Genomic DNA, 16842 nt, shown 5'->3' with positions numbered 1-16842 from the left:
AATCCCAAACTTCGTTAAACTATGAACTCCTTTCGTAAACTATATCTGCTCCTGCTGGCCGGCACGCTGACGATCACGCAGAACGGTTGCAATAAAGTGCTGGATCTGGACCCGCTGGATCAGCTTTCGGATGCCTCCTACTGGCAAACGGCCAACGATTTTATGCTGGCGGCCAACCAGTTTTATACCTACGAGCGCACATTTGCCGATGTGCTCTACGATACCAACCCGAACAACGCGGCTATCCAGAATTACCATTCCGATTATAAGAGCGACTTTCTGGCTTCGCAAAATCCGTACAGCCGGGGGCTGAATACCGTACAAACCACAGATCCAAACTACTCGACGGATTATACCCGGATTCGGAACATCAACTACCTGCTCGACAAAGCACAGTCGTACGGCAATCAGGCCGAAATTGCCAAATACGTAGCTGAAGCCAGGTTCTTTCGGGCCTATGTGTACTTCGATCTGCTTCAGATTTATGGCGGAGTTCCCATTATCAGCAAGCTTCTAAGCACCAGTTCGGCGGAGTTACAGGCTCCTCGTAACACCCGCGACGAAGTCGTTGATTTTATTCTTAAAGACCTCAACGATGCCATTGCGGGTCTACCCGCGAAAACGGCGCAGAATGCTGCAACGGAACTTGGTCGGATCAATAAAGAATCGGCACAGTCGTTTCTGGGTCGGGTAGCGTTGTACGAAGGCACCTGGCAAAAGTTTCGCAATAATTCGGGGCGGGCCAATACCTTGCTCGATGCGTCGGTGGCTGCCAGCGGTGCCGTCATTACGGGTGCTCAATATCAATTGTTTGCCCCTGCTGCCTTAGGCGATTCGGCACAGAAATACATGTTCATTCTGGAAAATCAGAAGTCGAACCCGGCCAACATTACCAAAACGTCGAACAACGAGTACATTCTGGCCAATCGCTACGATTGGACGCTTCGGCAAATTCGAAATAACGTGTCACGCCAGGCAAACAATGCCAACCCGACCAAGAATTTTGCCAATCAGTACCTGAGTCAGGACGGACTACCAATCGAAAAATCGCCCCTCTTCAAAGGCTACGCTACGTTGAATTCGGAGTTCGCGAACCGGGATAACCGCATGCAATACAGCCTGAAACAGGCCAATGGCTATTACTGGTTCGGTATCAATAACCCACGGGTTGATTGGACGGGTGGAGCCGCCGATAAAGCCACGGCCAATGCATCGCCCTTCAAACCCTACGCGAATACCTTGAGCGGGTATGCGAACCAGAAATGGATTTCGGAACGGGCCGTGGCCGATAATGAAGAAGCCTACGATTATCCCGTCATCCGATACGCCGAAGTATTACTGAACTATGCCGAAGCCGTCTTTGAACGCAACGGAACCATCAGTGATGCCGACCTCGATAAATCGCTGAATCTGGTTCGCCAGCGTGTCAACAAGAAAATGCCGAAACTGAGTACGGCCTTTGCGGAGGCAAATGGGCTGGATATGCGTACCGAAATCCGTCGGGAACGCAACGTCGAGCTTTTTTACGAAGGTTTCCGGGTCGATGATCTGAAGCGCTGGGCCGCTGCCGACGTACTGAAACAGCCGTTGGTTGGCGTTAAATGGACTGGCACCGAATTCCAGTCGCTGTGGCCTTCTCAATCCTCTACCGCCAAAGATGCCGACGGTAATATTGTGGTGGATGGTAGCCGCTCGTTCACCGACAAGAACTACTTGATCCCCATTCCAACGCAGCAGATCCAGTTAAACCCGCAACTCACCCAGAATCCAGGCTGGTAATTTTTCATCATAGGTTAGGTAAAGTAAATGGCCCGTTCAGTTTTGACCGGGCCATTTTGTGTTTAGTTCTCCTTCTCAAACTCTGTTCTCGCTTGGCTTCGCCGAGTGAGGACTATTAGTTCAAGGGCCTCTGGCCCGTTTTCACTATACGTCACCGGCCAGAGGCCCTTGAACTAATAGTCCTCACTCGGCGAAGCCAAGCGAGAACATAAGAACCCGGCATCGGTTCCCGATTAATTAGGGTTTAATTTTTCAGACTGTTAGTAACAGCCAATTCCCTCACTTCTCAAACTGAAAAATCTGATCCATCAGCACCCACTTTTCCCCTTCTTTTGCCCAGGGCAGGGGTTGCTGAAAGGTCCACATAAGTCGTTCCCACTCCTGCACGTGTGGACTAAGGGCATCCAGTTCGGCTTTTTTTTCGAAGGTGAACTGATCATCGGTTTCCAGAATCATGAACATCCGGTTGCCCGTCCGGTAAATCTGAAGGTCCTGAATGCCCGCCTTCAGATCATTGGCGCGCACTTCTGCCCAGCCACTTCCTTTGGCATGCCAGCGTTCGTATTCAGCAATCAGGTCGGGGTCGTCTTTCAGGTCGAGCGATAAACAAAATCGTTGCATTGGGGATGGGTTTATGAATAGTAATTAGATTCGTCAATAGTGTTTTTTTTGTCATGGCTCCGGCCACCCGGCTCGACGCAAGGAGAGATGACAAAAAAACTTCTCGCTACTCAGCCGAAATAGCGATTAAAGGAGTCGATTGTTTGCTTCGCGGCCTGGTCAGGGTCAGGATAGGGAAAAGCCTCAGCCGATATAAAACCGGAATAACCAATTTCGTTGAGCGCAACGGCAACGTCATCCATGGCCGTATGTCCCATACTTATTGGCCGCCGATTGCTGTCAGCAAAATGCACATGGCCAATGAACGGCCCTGCCAGGCGGATGCTTTCAGACAACGATGTCTCTTCGATGTTCATGTGGAATAAATCAGCCAGTAACACCACCTGCTTCGTAGTCAGACTATTGAGCAAGCTAACACCCGATTCGAGCCTGTTTATCAGATTCGTTTCATAGCGATTGAGCGGTTCATAAATCAGGTTTACGCCCTGCTCACCAGCCCGATGCCCCAGCGTGTTCAAGCCATCGGCCAGCCAGTTCAACGCCTGTTCATGCTCGACACCCGGCGCTACATTTCCCTGCATCGACCCGATGATCGCTGGTGCACCAAGTTCGGCCCCAAAGGCAATCATATCGGTGATGAACGCTACGGCTTGCGCCCGAATAGCGGGGTCAGGATCGGTCAGGGTTAGACCATGAATGACTTTCCCGGTGCCAGTACCCACGGCACCGATTTGCAGCTTGTACTGATCGGCCAGTTGGGCTACCCGTTGCGGAGAAATGGCCTCGGCCGATGCGGTAAACAATTCAACCCCATCGAATCCTAATGCCGACGCTTTGGCCATGCTGGCTTCCAGGTCGTTCCAGTAAATCCAGGGGCCTGTTTTAATTTGAGGGACTAACGCAATGGTTACGCAGGATTTCATCAGTTGGATTCAGGATCAAAATTCACCATGATTTTCGTTATCGGTCCCGGATTTTCGGACCAGTCGGCCAGGGCTGCCCCGGCCTCATCCAATGATACAACTTTACTAATAACGGCATCGACGGGAAATTTTCCGGCTTCCAGGTACGAAATCACATCCGGGAAATCGCCCAGGCAATTGCGCGAACCCAGAATCTCGATTTCTTTCCGAACAAAGGTTCCGGTATTATAATCGACGGGCTTTTTGGCGTACCCAATGTACACCACACGTCCGGTATAGGCCACTTCGTCTACGGCAGCGCGGTACGTAGCTGCATTCCCAACAGCTTCGATAATGACATCGGGGCCGTCGCCATCCGTAATTTCCATCAGGGCCTCGTGCAGATCCACCTTCGTTGTATTGATCGTATGAGCTGCTCCCGCCAGTTTGGCCGTCCGCATTTTCGCGTCGTCAATATCAATGGCGATGACGTCGGCACCCCGGCTTACGGAAGCGGCCACAGCGCCCATCCCCACAATGCCGCAGCCAATAACGGCTACTTTTTCGCCCGCCATCACCCGCCCTCTGGCCACTGCGTGAAACCCAACCGTGAGCGGTTCTACCAGCGCCAGTTCCCGAACCGACAAGCGATCAGAGGCATGCAGTTTTTGCCAGGGAACGGCAATGAAGTCGGTCATGGCTCCCGGCCGACGAACACCCATCGTTTTGTTATCCTGACAGGCATTTGGTCGGCCCTTCCGACAGGAAAGGCAGGTTCCGCAATTCTGGTAAGGATTTAGAGTAACCTTCATACCGGGCTTGAACTGATCTGGTACCTGGCTACCGGTTTCCACAACGGTTGCCCCTACTTCGTGGCCCAGCACGTTGGGGTATTCCTGCAATTCGAACAAGCCGCGAAAGCCGTTGAGATCACCTCCACAAAAGCCAACCATGTTGATTTTCAACAAAACTTCGTCGGCGCTCAACTCCGGTATATCAATGGTGCGTACTTCGGTCCTGCCGGGTTCGACCAATACTAAGGCACGTTGTTTATTCATAGTATGTAAGGGCGTAATGGATAATGGACAATGGACAATGGACAATGGACAATGAATAATGGACAATGAATAATGAATAATGGACAATGAGTAAGCTATGATTATTGGCGTATTATTCATTATTCATTATTCATTATTCATTATTCATTATTCATTATTCATTATTCATTATTCATTGCCCATTATCCATTAATTTAAAAAGTTGGCTTAGGAATGTTATTTTCTGGTTTCCCCTCAAACCACATCTGGTTTTTGACCGGAGCAACCAACGTTTCGATCCGTTGACGAAGTTCATCAGGAATCGTGAGCTGTAACGCCCGCAGGTTTTGCGCTACCTGCCGCTGCTCCGACATACCGACAATCGTGGTCGCGATGACAGGGTGATTGACCGCATATCGTAAGGCGACATCACTCAACGCCAGTCCATATTCGCGACACAAGGCCAGCAATTTAGGCTGCATGTCCTTAACGGCCTGCGGTGAACTTTGCCAGACGGGCACCGGCGCATCCGACAGAATTCGTTGCATCAGGGGCGCGGCATTCATCAGACCAAACCCTTTCTGCTGGGCAAGGGGGACTAATTCGTCATTGATTTCATCTTCCAATAAAGTGTAATGCCCCCAGGATAAAACCGTGTCCACCTCCACTTCACGGGCAATCTGGGCGAGGTAGCGAACCGGCAATCCGGAGAAACCCACGTAGCGGGCTTTCCCCATTTCTTTAAGTTTCAGAACGGCCGGAATGGCTTCGTTAAGGACCTGCTCCCGGTCGCCGAACTCAATATCGTGGACCTGCAATAGATCGACATAATCGACCTGCAACCGGGCCAGGGATTCGTCAATGCTTCGCATGACGCGCTCGTACGAGAAATCGAAGACACCCTGTCCGTACCGGCAGCATTTCGTGGCCAGAAAAATGGAATTCCGCTTGGTCTTCAGGGCTTTCCCAAGTCGCGTCTCAGCCAGGGTATCGCCGTAAAAGGGGGCTACATCAAAAAAGTTAATGCCCTGATCGATGGCTGCGTGAACGGCCCGTATACCCTCATTCTCATCGGTCTCATCAAATACATTCCCTAACGGAGACGCCCCAAAACTGAGCTGCGAAACGTTCAGGTCTGTCTTCCCTAATTTACGATACTGCATAATCTGCTTTATAATTTACAAAAACCGGGCGTTTCTTACCCTCGAACTGTGAGGATACTATGGAAGTACATCTGTCTATTAATAATCAAAATCCTCTCGGCTCTACTCCTTTTTCAGCAAAAAACTTACCTCAATGCCTCAATAAAATAATTGCAACCTGACGGTTATCAACCTCAGTCAACCGACTATTTACAGCTAGTCTCAGGCATCGGACAACAAGCCATAAACTTATGAGTAAGCGGAAAATATATTGGCTGTGGTTGTGGGTATGCTTCGGATTTATCAATCCTACTAAAGCTCAGGTTTGGCAATGGTCGGCCCCGGTTCAATCCGTGATTTCGCCCGAGACCAACGACCATCCGCAGGCTTTTTTATGGATTCCGGAGGATTGCCAATACGTACGGGGCGTGGTGGTCGGGCAGCACAACATGCTTGAAGAAGGGATTTTTGAGCATCCGGATTTCCGAAAAACCATGACTAAACTGGGCTTTGCTATCGTCTGGGTGACGCCTATGTTTAATCAAACTTTCGACTGGAACCCAACTGCTACCACAAAAGCCGCGGGCGTTGCGTTTACGGACATGATGAATCGGCTGGCCGATGTTTCTGACTATCGGGAATTGAAATTTGCGCCCGTTGTGCCCATTGGCCATTCGGCGTTGGCCAGCTATCCCTGGAATTTTGCCGCCTGGAATCCCGGTCGTACCCTTGCCGCTATTTCTGTTCATGGCGATGCACCGCTTACCAAACTCACCGGCAGCGGCCGTCCCAATCCAGATTGGGAAAATCGCACAATTGAAGGCGTTCCTGGCCTGATGGTCATGGGCGAATACGAATGGAGGGAAGACCGGCTCGCTCCCGCTTTTGCGTATGTGGCCCAACATCCCAAAACGCCGTTTAGCTTACTGGCCGATGCCGGACGCGGCCATTTCGATACTTCAGATCAGTTGGTGAACTTCCTGGCGCTCTATCTTGAAAAGGTGGCTAACTTCCGATTGCCCAAGACATTCCGCCCGCAAGACAGTGTCGCTTTAAAACCAATTGATCCACAAAAAGGCTGGCTGATCGATCGCTGGAGAAAAGACAGTTTACCCACGGCCAGTGCAGCTCCTTACGCGTCCTATAAGGGCAATAAAGCAGTAGCAACCTGGTGCTTCGACAAGGAAATGGCCGATGCGACCGAAGCGATCTACCGGCAGTCCAGAGGTAAAACGTCACAGTATTTGGGTTTCCTGCAAAACGGCAAATTCCTGGAACCGAAGAAAACCCACGGCAATTATCAGATCTCATTTTTGCCCGATGCAGACGGTATTACGTTCCACCTAAAAAGTGCGTTTACGGATAGTTCACGGGTACGTTCTACGTCCGATCATGCCAGCACCCGCATTTCAATAGACCGAATTTGCGGCCCGGTGAAGAAACTGAATGACAGCACCTTCCAGATCAGCTTCTACCGAATGGGGTTCAACAACCCCAAACGATCCAACGACATCTGGTTACTGGCCTCTAACAACGGCGACAAAACCTACAAAAGCATCGTGCAACAAGCCGACATGCGGTTTCCGTTAACTAACAAAGGGGGCAACCCCCAAACGATCAATTTTCGGCCAATACCGAATCAAAAAGCTGGCGTAAAAGCATTAACGCTCAAGGCCGTTTCAGATTCGCAACTGCCCGTGTCTTATTATGTAAAAGAAGGCCCGGCGGTTATCGAAGGCAATGAACTGATCTTTACAAAAATCCCACCACGTAGTAAACTACCCATAAAAGTAACGGTAGTGGCCTGGCAATATGGGACGAGCGCAGGAGAGAAAGTGCAATCGGCGGTGCCGGTTGAGCGAACGTTTTTCATAACAGAAAAATAGTAAGTAACTGATAATTAATAGCCTGTTTGTAATTCCGACTTCAGGAGGAATCTCAATATCCTCGTTAGTCAAGCTTGAGATTCCTCCTGAAGTCGGAATGACAAACAGGTGCATTTGTAGCACACACTTAATAGTTTAAACAGAAACCTTTTGTGAGCAACTCAACCAAACCTTACCTGTTTCTTTTAACCATCATCCTGCTTTTTGTGCTTCAACTCCCCACGCAGGCGCAAACGCCCAAAGCCCACCCCTACCTGTTCTACACGCCACAACGTACGGAGCGCCTGAAAGAACGAATCAAAACCGATACGCTCCTTGCCAATCGCTGGAACGCTATGCAGAAACGCTGCGATACGTGGATCGGTGAGCCAAAAGGGGGCAATATGGAGCAGTTGGCAATGGCCTACACCATGACGAATGACAAACGCTACGCCGACCGGGCCAAAGCGTTGCTGTTCGATCTGGTAGGTCGCTCAGCCTGGGACGGTATGGACGACCGAACTCCCCGCTGGAATGCGGGACTCGGCACCAGCCATAACAACTGGGCCGCTTCTGTCACCTACGATGCCATCTATACCGCCCTCACCAAAGAAGAACGAAAAGCCATTGCCGAAAAGATTGTAAAGCTGGGCATCGAGCCGTCCATTGCCGACTGGGTGTCGAAAGACAAGCGCATCCAGTCGCTGAACAACATGGGCCACAACTGGTGGGCGGCTGTGGTATTTGAAGCAGGCATTGCCTCGCTGGCCGTGATGGGCGAGGTGCCGGAAGCCAAAAAATGGGCCTCCGATATTATGCAGGACAGCAAGCAATGGTTCGCCTTTGCGGGGAGCGTATTGGAAAACAAACCATCCAATTTCGACCCCGACGGTGGGTTTTACGAGAGTGTTAGCTATGCCAACTACGGCGTATCGGAATACCTGTTATTTCGGGTTGCTTATACGAATGCAACAGCTGCCATTAAAATGCCTTACGACGGATTATTGCAGAAAACCGTCGACTGGTTCATGAATGTGTCTTATCCCCGCACTGGTAAGCCACTGCTGTCACTGAACTTTGGCGATAGCAACGATTTTGCTAATGGCGATCGGCCCGCTAAACTATTGATTGCCTTAGGGTTGGGCAAAGATGATTATTACTGGTATCTGCAACAGACTACCCGTAACCAGTTTGGCGAAGACCTGAATGTGGCCACGCCGATGGGGATGCTCTATCAGCCTGAGAACAAGCCGGTTCCGACTACCCCTGCCCTACCAACGTCTGCTCTGTATTCGTCATTAGGTTGGGGCATGCTTCGTTCGTCGTGGAAACCCGATGCCACAATGCTGGGCGTAAAATCTGGATTTACCTGGAACCATGCCCACGCCGATGCAGGCTCGTTTGTGCTGTACCACAAAGGCGAAAATCTGCTCATCGACGGGGGCGATGTAGGTTACGGCAATCCGGAATACAGTAGTTACTTCGTCACCAGTCGGGCACACAACGTCCTGCTGTTTAACGGCGAGGCACAGGACCCGCGCGATCAATATAGCGCCGTAAAAAACCCCGGTTATTTGTACCACATGCTGGATGGTGGCAACGTGAAGTATATACTAGCCGATGCCACCGGCCCAACGGCGAAGAACTTCCTTCGGAACTACCGCAATTTCCTGTGGATCGGAAATGTCATTCTGGTGATCGATGACGTAAAGACCTACGAGATCGGCAAGTTCGACTACCTGCTGCACTTTGCCGACAAAGCCGTAAAACGTGGCCCCGATCTGGAAATCACCAAAGACAGTGCGGCCATCCTGTTCCGCCCCTTATATCCCGAAACATTGCCCCTCGGCTATCCGCACGACTTTCCCGAAAAAATGAAGTATCGCATTGAACAGGGCATTAAGGACAGAACGACCAATGTGCAGATTCCCTATTACGTCCTGTCGCCCCCCGAAAAAAGCGACCGTACCAAGTTCGTGAACGCCATCATTTTGCTCGACGAAACCAACAAACCCGTGACGACTTTCACCGGTTCATCGGGAGCGAGTGGTGGGGCAGGACGTAGCAATCTGCCAGTGATTGAAAAATTTGAAGGCACGAATTACATCGGTATACGCATCACTCAAAATGGGCAGGTAACCGAAGTATATATCAACCTCCTGGCCGACGGCCGGTTAATGCACCGGAATGCCAATGCGACCATGAGCCGTGCGACCGGTACGCCAGAGCGGGACTGTACTTGGGAAACGGACGCTTACATCTCGGCGGTAACCTTTCCAGAGGGCACCAACCAGCAAGATCCGTCGAAACTAACCTCCTTTTTCATCAGCAATGGCAGCTACCTCCGCCAAAACGGAAAGCCCTTACTGAATTCACTCTCTAAAGTTTTCATGTATGCCGAGAAGGCTGGTAGTCAATTGAACGTGCAGCTACAAGGCCAGCCCTTAATTCAGGCGTCGTTAGGGTTCGATAAAATCAGTAAACTGACTGTCAATAACAAAGCCGTAATGCCACAGTATGATGCGGATAAACTGCTGGTGATTGATCTGGAAGAGGAAAAATAGGTTATCGTGGCGCGGCAATAGACAGGTCAGCGTCCAAACTGACTCCTCAACGAATCCGGCAAATGCGGAAGCGCTACGATTTCGGCCAGCACGTTCGCTTCTACTTTTCGAGTTAAAACGATCTGGTTAATTACGTCAATGGTAATCGTCGTGTCTGCAGCTTCGACTAGTTCAATCGAGTCGCCCGCCTGCACGGTTCCTGGTTCAACAACCCGGAAATAAATCCCTGATCGACCTTCTTTTGCGAAGTGTCGGGTCATGCCGGGATCATCGAATCGAACACTGAGTTTATAGCACGGAAACCGGGGTTGCACCGCTCGAAGCAAAGCCGACCCAACCCGAAACAGATCACCGATTCGTACCTCGGTTTCAAGTAATCCCTCCGTCGTTAAATTCTCACCGAATAAGCCGGGTGCCCAGTCATCGCGCTCAAGTTGGTGCATCCAATGCGTATAATGCGTGCTATCGTAGGCATAAACGGCCTTGTCGGGTCCACCATGAACCGTCAGATCGGCCTGCTGATCACCCAAAAAATTGAGTACGTCGAGTGCGACTGGCCCCTCAACGGGCTGCTTGAAAAAACCAGTCGTAATCGTCCGACCTCTCCATTCCACCGAACGAGGTAAGCCAACATTGACAGACAGGATATTCATGGTCTTCGGCGCGTTAGTAGGTTAGACATCAGACCAATTGGCGTTCGCTGGCCTGAATGGGTAAGTCATTGATGCTGGCAAACCGTTTCCGCATCAAGCCGTTTTCATCGAACTCCCAAAGTTCGTTGCCGTAGCTGCGGTACCACTGTCCAGCGGCATCATGCCACTCATAGTTGAACTGGACAGCCATCCGATTCTCCCGAAAACCCCACAATTCTTTTTTCAATTTGTAATCGAGTTCTTTCTCCCATTTACGTGTCAAAAATGCTTTGACAGCCTCACGTCCGTTAATGAACTCGGTACGATTGCGCCATTCGGTGTCCTCCGTGTAGGCTAAGGAAACTTTTTCCGGGTCTCGGCTATTCCAGGCATTTTCGGCTAGCTGCACTTTTTGCAAAGCCGTTTCAAGGGTAAACGGCGGCACAGGTGCCCGCAAGGCCGGATTGTACGGAGGCTGAGCCAGCACCTCATCCCACATATCGTCGCCACAGGCTTCGTTAACAAAAGGCAAACCGTCCTCAAACGGTTCAATAGACTCGGGCGTGTTCATGATTATAAAAGTTGATTTTGTTTGAAGAGAAAAGTCGTGCAGACCAGTGCCTACTACCTGCACAACCTATTTACATTAGTACTAAACCGTTTCGAGTTCGGCAGCTATTGGAAAATCAATGGGAATCTGCGTCAGGTTATGCAGATAATTCATGGCAATCTTATCGCTTATTTGCAAAATCACGTCAACCAGATTACCATCTGTATACCCTACAGCATAAAAAGCCGCCAATGCGTCCGATGATGCATGCCCTTTGTTTTCAGTAATATCTTTGGTCAATTTAGCCAGTGCATCTAATTTTGGAGTCGTGCTTTGTCCACTCCTAAGATCCAGAATTTGTTCGTCCGAGAATCCATTCATCTTCCCCAGTACGGTATGTGCACTTAGGCAGTATCGGCACCCATTGACTTCGCTTACGACCAAATTAACCACCTCTTTTTCTTTGTTAGTCAGAGACGTTTTGGCACCCTGAAACGCCAGGTATTTTGCCAGCCCATTATCGGAGTGAGCAATTGTAGCGTACAGATTAGGTACGAAACCAAGCCCTTTTTGCAGGTTGTCAAATAAAACCTGGTTGTTTTCTGAAACCTCGTCTCGGGTAGGTACTGTGAAAGTTTTCATTGAAGGAATTAATTAAACGTGAAAAAACAGAAAAAACATTAACTTTTAACAAACTGAAAATCAAAATCATACAAAAACAAACTAGTCAATCCATAAACGGGATTTATTGCATTACAGACCGGTCTGTCTATAATTTGACAAAAAAAATTAGAGCAGCTTTTCGAGCAACGCGTGAGCCGATTGAACTGGCCAGATAGCCTGTTGCGTCTGCCCGGCAATCAATGCCCCCTCAAAGAGCACCGTAACGGCATCTGCCAGCTCCGCGTGAGCTGTTTCTGCCAGCAAGTCGGTAAAAAATTGGCGCATTTTAGCTTTGTGGGTGCGGATCACCGAACGAACAGTCTCACTTTCCAGGGGAACTTCGGAAATGATATTCTGAAAGTTACAGCCGCGAAACGAGACGGATTCCGAGAAGTTAAGCAGCAGATCAAAGGAAGCAAGCACTTTGGCTTTAGGCGTGTCGTAGGGAGATACGTGCTCCGTTAATTGATCGAACCACTCATTACTGGTCTTCGTCAAATAGGCAATCAGTAGGTCTTCTTTTGACGCAAAGTGCTGATACAAACTGGCTTTGGCCACGCCCGCTTCATCGATCAATTGATTGATTCCCGTGAGATTATAGCCCTGCGTATAGAATAGTCGCGCAGCGGTATCCACAATGCGCTGACGGGTTTCAGAGGGACGGAGTACAGAAGCGTTCGATTTCATGTTAATTCCTGTTGCTTTTTCGTAATACAGACTTGTCTGTCTATAAGTTCACGAATGGATAAAATTTCGAATAAAAATGATTTTTGAAGCGACAATAAATCGCAATCAGCGAAAATTATCCTGTACAACGGTTATCCAGACGCCCAACCGGTCTATTTACAGCTAGCAGATTGACAGATTCGGTCAGTGCCGTCTGTGCCGAACTTACCGTTTTAACCAAATGACCATTCAAACCAAATTCCAGCCTTGCTTTCTGATTTTAATCGTTACACTCCTGAGCGTTAGGCCAACCTTCAGCCAGGGCACTGAAACCCGCCTTCAATCGCCCGATGGCAAGCTGGAACTGGTGTTTTCGCAGAAAGAAGTCAGCCCTGGTAAACGCCAGATGCTGTACCGGGTCGATTACCAGAAAAAGCCGGTTATTCTCGAATCAGGTTTGGGTATTCAGATTGATAACCACGTGTTTGAACATGCCATGGCGCACAAGGTGACCACCCCTCCCGGAACCCTGGGCGTCAACTGGTGCGATAATCTGGTCATTAAAAACGTCGTTACCACAACCAAAGACACCACCTGGAAACCCGTATACGGCGAACGCAGCCAGATTCGGGACAACTACAACCAGGTCGAAATTCAGCTACAGAAAGAAGATAGCCCCGATTATACCGTCAGTGTTATTTTCCGGGCCTACAATGCCGGAGTTGCCTTTCGCTATTTCTTCCCCGAACATCCAAACGGGATGTATTATCGCGTAGCGGCCGAAAACAGTGAGTTTGCCTTGCCTGCCAACACCAAAGCCTGGTACACAGCCTGGGCGCAGGGGCCGTATTCAGCGTTGCCCCTGGCGAATTGGCCGGAAAATTCGGAGCGGCCCTTGACGCTTTCGTTGCCCAATGGCCTGTATGCGAGTCTGGCCGAAGCGCAGTTGACGGATTACGCGATGACGAAATTCAAACTCTCGCCCGATAAGCCGAGCACAGTTCTTACGTCCATGTACGAAAGCGCCGACCTGATGTCGGATGTGGGTACGCCCTGGCGGGTGATCATGGTGGCCGAACGATTGGGGCAACTGCTCGAAAACAACGACATCATGCTGAACCTAAACCCGCCCACCACGCTCCAGAATACCGACTGGATCAAGCCAGGTAAGGTGATGCGTGAGGTAACTCTCACCGATGCGGGAGCCAATGCCTGTATCGACTTTGCAGCCGCCCACAACCTGCAATACATTCTGTTCGACTGGAAATGGTACGGCCCTGCGTTTAGCTTCAATTCCGATGCGACAAAGGTGGTCGCCAAAATGAATCTTCAGAAAATCATTGACTACGGCAAGTCAAAGGAACGGTCCGGCGCTCCGGTTGGCGTGATTCTGTACGTCAACTTGCAGGCGCTCTACAAACAGATGGACGAGATTTTCCCGCTGTACAAAAAATGGGGTGTAAAAGGGGTCAAGTTTGGCTTCGTTGAAGTGGGCTCTCACCGCTGGACAACCTGGCTAACGGAGGCCAAGCGCAAAGCCATGGAAAACGGCCTGATGGTGAATATCCACGACGAATACCGCCCAACGGGCACCAGCCGCACCTACCCGAACGTGATGACGCAGGAAGGCATTCGCGGCAATGAAGAATTCCCGGATGCCACGCACGACACCGTTTTACCCTTCACCCGCTACCTCGCCGGAGCGGGCGACTACACGATTTGCTACTATGATAAACGGCTAAAAAATACCCATGCGCATCAACTGGCCATGAATGTCATTTCCTACAGTCCGCTACAATCGGTGTTCTGGTACGACAAACCTGAACTCTACGGCGGTGAGCCTGAAATCGAGTTTTTCGCCAAAGTACCCACCGTTTGGGATGACACCAAAGTCATTCACGACGCCATCGGTGAGTACGTGACCATCGCCCGCCGACGTGGCGACGACTGGTTTGTGGGCACCATCAGCAACAACGACGGACGTAGCCTGGAACTTCCGCTGGATTTTCTGCCGAAAGGAAAAACCTACACCGCCCATATTTATTCCGACGATCCGACGGTGAAAACCAAAACACAGGTGCGCGTAAGCACGAAGAGCGTAAAAGCCGGACAATCGCTGGATATGAACCTGCTGCCCCGCGGTGGGCAGGCGGTTTGGTTAACTCCAGAGGCAAAGTAGCTCTTGTTAACTAGTATACACGCAATGGTTTGAGTAAATGGAACATATTTCAATAGCTTTGATAGCTGTTTATCAATTGCTAGCATGTCCATAGATTCAAAGCTTAAAGTTTTTAGAAAAGTATGCCGTAATGGTTCTAGGGCTGTAATGGATCACGTTATTAAAAACTTTTTATCTAGGTCGGAAGGCAAAGCCATTATCGTCGGAGAACCAGAGATATGTGTATTTTGTGGATCTACAGAAAATATCACTAAAGAGCATGTGCTTCCAAAATGGACTTTTGAAGGCGCTACTGAACGTTTCTTTATTACGAATATGAACGGGGTCAGTCAGACTTATAACAAAACCACCGTACCAGCTTGTAATATTTGCAATAATGATTTGCTTTCCGATTTGGAAAAGTATATCACGAACCTTCTTGTAAATACAGATACGAAAAATTTAAACTTATCAACATCTGAAAAGGCAAATGTTATAAGATGGCTAGAGACAATCGATTATAAATTTCAAATACTTAATATTCGACGTAAATTCCTGAGGTTTGCCTCTGGAAGCTACATACCGTATCTAGCGGATTTTCCTCTTTCACTGCTGCGGTTGGATAATGTCCATACAGATCATTCTGTTATTGCCGAGATAAGGCGATCACGTAAAAGGCTAATAGTTAAAAATAAAAACCAGTCTATCAATTCTCTTGTAATTATTAGAACAAGGAATAAAAGCTTTTACTTCTTTCATGAAATGGATGATTTCATATTTCTTGAATTACCCCAATATGGATTAGCCTTATTTTATTTTTACAATAAAATATTTGAAACTGCCCAAGCAGCTCAGAATGAGGCAAGAATATTAGTTGAAAAGCATTACTAATTGTTTATCAAATTAAAATACATTAGAATTCAATCTTTTAAAAGAGTACAGATTAACCGGGGAAGACTATTTATATCCGCTAAACTTTTATATATGGTTAGCTAATCAGCCAATGTCTTTTCCCCGTTTCAAGAAAACAACCATGTTGCTCCCGCTCGTAGGCAGCATAGGCTTGTGTCTCAACCTCTCAATCCAACTCAATGTCGATCAGGCATTAACGTATTGTGTAGATCAGGCAGCCAAAACATCGGCAACGCTCCCCACAACGGCACCGAACCTGCCCCGAAACATCCTCAACGGCAAAACGCAGTGGAAATACATCGACTACAAAGACTGGACGAGCGGTTTCTGGCCGGGGACTCTGTGGTACGTCTATGAATACACGAAAGACCCGAAATGGAAAGCCAAAGCCGATTCATTCTCGCGTGAATTGACGCCTTTAGCCTACAGCAAAGCCATCGACCACGACCTGGGCTTCCAAATGTATTGCAGCTTTGGCAATGGCCTTCGACTGACGGGGAATCCAGACTACAAGAAAATTCTGCTGGCAACAGCGGACACACTGGCCACCTTGTTCAATCCGAAAGTGGGTACGATTTTGTCGTGGCCCCGCCCCGTACCGAATATGGAATGGCCACAGCACAACACGATCATGGACAACATGATCAACCTCGAACTTCTATTCTGGGCATCGAAGAATGGGGGATCGAAGACGTTATACGACATCGCCGTTTCCCACGCAACAACGACCATGAACAACCATTTCCGACCTGATTATACATCTTACCACGTTGTAGTGTATGACAAGGAAACCGGCAAAAAAATTAAGGGCGTTACTCACCAGGGCTATGCGGACAACAGTATGTGGGCCAGGGGCCAAAGCTGGGCTATTTACGGCTATACGATGACCTACCGGGAAACCAAAGACCCCAAATTTCTGGATTTCGCTCAAAAAGTGTCGGATGTGTATCTGGAACGCTTACCGCATGACCTGATTCCCTATTGGGATTTTAGTGCGCCCGGCGTGGATTCGCCTGACCGACCAAATGCGCCAAAAGATGCCTCAGCTGCAGCTGTGACGGCGTCTGCCCTGCTGGAACTCTCTACCTTTGTCAAGGACAAAACGAAAGCGCAGATGTACCGAACCAAAGCGGAGCAAATGCTGGAAACACTGTCGTCTGCTGCCTACCAGAGTCGGTCAGTGAACAACGCCTTTCTGCTGCACAGTACGGGTCACAAACCCAATAATAGCGAAGTAGATGCATCGATCAACTACGCCGATTATTACTACATCGAAGCGTTGTTACGAGCGAAAAAGCTGCGAGAAGGGAAGGGTGTTTTGTCAAAACTATAGTTGCTTTTTTGTCATGGC

Annotated in this window: 14 protein-coding genes; 6 read left to right on the top strand and 8 right to left on the bottom strand. The window is 49.3% G+C overall.

The window, feature by feature from the left end:
* The first annotated feature begins 21 nt into the window (after positions 1 to 21).
* On the top strand, positions 22 to 1779 hold the full coding sequence (locus ACYVGO_RS00375; RefSeq protein WP_460966682.1) for a RagB/SusD family nutrient uptake outer membrane protein: 1758 nt from the start codon (positions 22 to 24) through the stop codon (positions 1777 to 1779).
* Positions 1780 to 2058: 279 nt separating this feature from the next.
* Here ACYVGO_RS00375 and ACYVGO_RS00370 read toward each other — a convergent pair whose 3' ends face one another.
* The 4 genes from ACYVGO_RS00370 to ACYVGO_RS00355 form a co-directional block, all read right to left on the bottom strand.
* Positions 2059 to 2400, bottom strand: coding sequence for an L-rhamnose mutarotase (locus ACYVGO_RS00370; protein WP_460966680.1), 342 nt, complete (start codon positions 2398 to 2400; stop codon positions 2059 to 2061).
* 110 nt (positions 2401 to 2510) lie between these two features.
* A complete protein-coding gene (locus tag ACYVGO_RS00365) occupies positions 2511 to 3323 on the bottom strand; it encodes a TIM barrel protein (protein WP_460966678.1) in 813 nt (270 codons plus the stop codon).
* Complete coding sequence (locus ACYVGO_RS00360) at positions 3323 to 4360, bottom strand: zinc-binding alcohol dehydrogenase family protein (protein WP_460966676.1); 1038 nt, start codon at positions 4358 to 4360, stop codon at positions 3323 to 3325. The genes ACYVGO_RS00365 and ACYVGO_RS00360 overlap by 1 nt, the downstream gene beginning before the upstream one ends.
* Positions 4361 to 4554: 194 nt before the next feature.
* On the bottom strand, positions 4555 to 5502 hold the full coding sequence (locus ACYVGO_RS00355; RefSeq protein WP_460966674.1) for an aldo/keto reductase: 948 nt from the start codon (positions 5500 to 5502) through the stop codon (positions 4555 to 4557).
* 230 nt (positions 5503 to 5732) lie between these two features.
* On the opposite strand from ACYVGO_RS00355, the gene ACYVGO_RS00350 reads away from it, so the two are divergent.
* Positions 5733 to 7367 carry a hypothetical protein gene (locus tag ACYVGO_RS00350; RefSeq protein WP_460966672.1) on the top strand — a complete coding sequence of 545 codons (1635 nt, stop codon included), beginning with the start codon at positions 5733 to 5735 and terminating at the stop codon, positions 7365 to 7367.
* A 152-nt stretch (positions 7368 to 7519) separates the two neighbouring features.
* Positions 7520 to 9910: a heparinase II/III domain-containing protein gene (locus ACYVGO_RS00345; protein WP_460966670.1), complete on the top strand. Its 2391-nt coding sequence runs from the start codon at positions 7520 to 7522 to the stop codon at positions 9908 to 9910.
* Between the two features lie 26 nt (positions 9911 to 9936).
* On the opposite strand, the gene ACYVGO_RS00340 is transcribed toward ACYVGO_RS00345, so the two are convergent.
* The 4 genes from ACYVGO_RS00340 to ACYVGO_RS00325 form a co-directional block, all read right to left on the bottom strand.
* A complete protein-coding gene (locus tag ACYVGO_RS00340) occupies positions 9937 to 10563 on the bottom strand; it encodes an MOSC domain-containing protein (RefSeq protein ID WP_460966668.1) in 627 nt (208 codons plus the stop codon).
* Between the two features lie 28 nt (positions 10564 to 10591).
* Positions 10592 to 11113, bottom strand: a complete 522-nt coding sequence (locus ACYVGO_RS00335) for a nuclear transport factor 2 family protein (RefSeq protein ID WP_460966666.1) — start codon at positions 11111 to 11113, stop codon at positions 10592 to 10594.
* Between the two features lie 81 nt (positions 11114 to 11194).
* The gene (locus ACYVGO_RS00330; RefSeq protein ID WP_460966664.1) at positions 11195 to 11734 is read right to left on the bottom strand and encodes a carboxymuconolactone decarboxylase family protein; all 540 of its coding nucleotides are present in this window, start codon (positions 11732 to 11734) and stop codon (positions 11195 to 11197) included.
* 147 nt (positions 11735 to 11881) lie between these two features.
* A complete protein-coding gene (locus ACYVGO_RS00325) occupies positions 11882 to 12442 on the bottom strand; it encodes a TetR/AcrR family transcriptional regulator (RefSeq protein ID WP_460966662.1) in 561 nt (186 codons plus the stop codon).
* A 220-nt stretch (positions 12443 to 12662) separates the two neighbouring features.
* Here ACYVGO_RS00325 and ACYVGO_RS00320 point away from each other — a divergent pair, with 220 nt between their 5' ends.
* The 3 genes from ACYVGO_RS00320 (at position 12663) to ACYVGO_RS00310 (ending at position 16824) form a co-directional block, all read left to right on the top strand.
* Complete coding sequence (locus tag ACYVGO_RS00320) at positions 12663 to 14600, top strand: glycoside hydrolase family 97 protein (RefSeq protein ID WP_460966660.1); 1938 nt, start codon at positions 12663 to 12665, stop codon at positions 14598 to 14600.
* Positions 14601 to 14684: 84 nt separating this feature from the next.
* The gene (locus ACYVGO_RS00315) at positions 14685 to 15470 is read left to right on the top strand and encodes a hypothetical protein (protein ID WP_460966657.1); all 786 of its coding nucleotides are present in this window, start codon (positions 14685 to 14687) and stop codon (positions 15468 to 15470) included.
* A gap of 112 nt (positions 15471 to 15582) precedes the next feature.
* Positions 15583 to 16824 carry a glycoside hydrolase family 88 protein gene (locus ACYVGO_RS00310; RefSeq protein ID WP_460966655.1) on the top strand — a complete coding sequence of 414 codons (1242 nt, stop codon included), beginning with the start codon at positions 15583 to 15585 and terminating at the stop codon, positions 16822 to 16824.
* Positions 16825 to 16842: the final 18 nt, after the last annotated feature.

It is taken from the genome of Spirosoma migulaei, from assembly GCF_054776855.1.
This window is presented reverse-complemented; position numbering and strand designations above follow the sequence as displayed.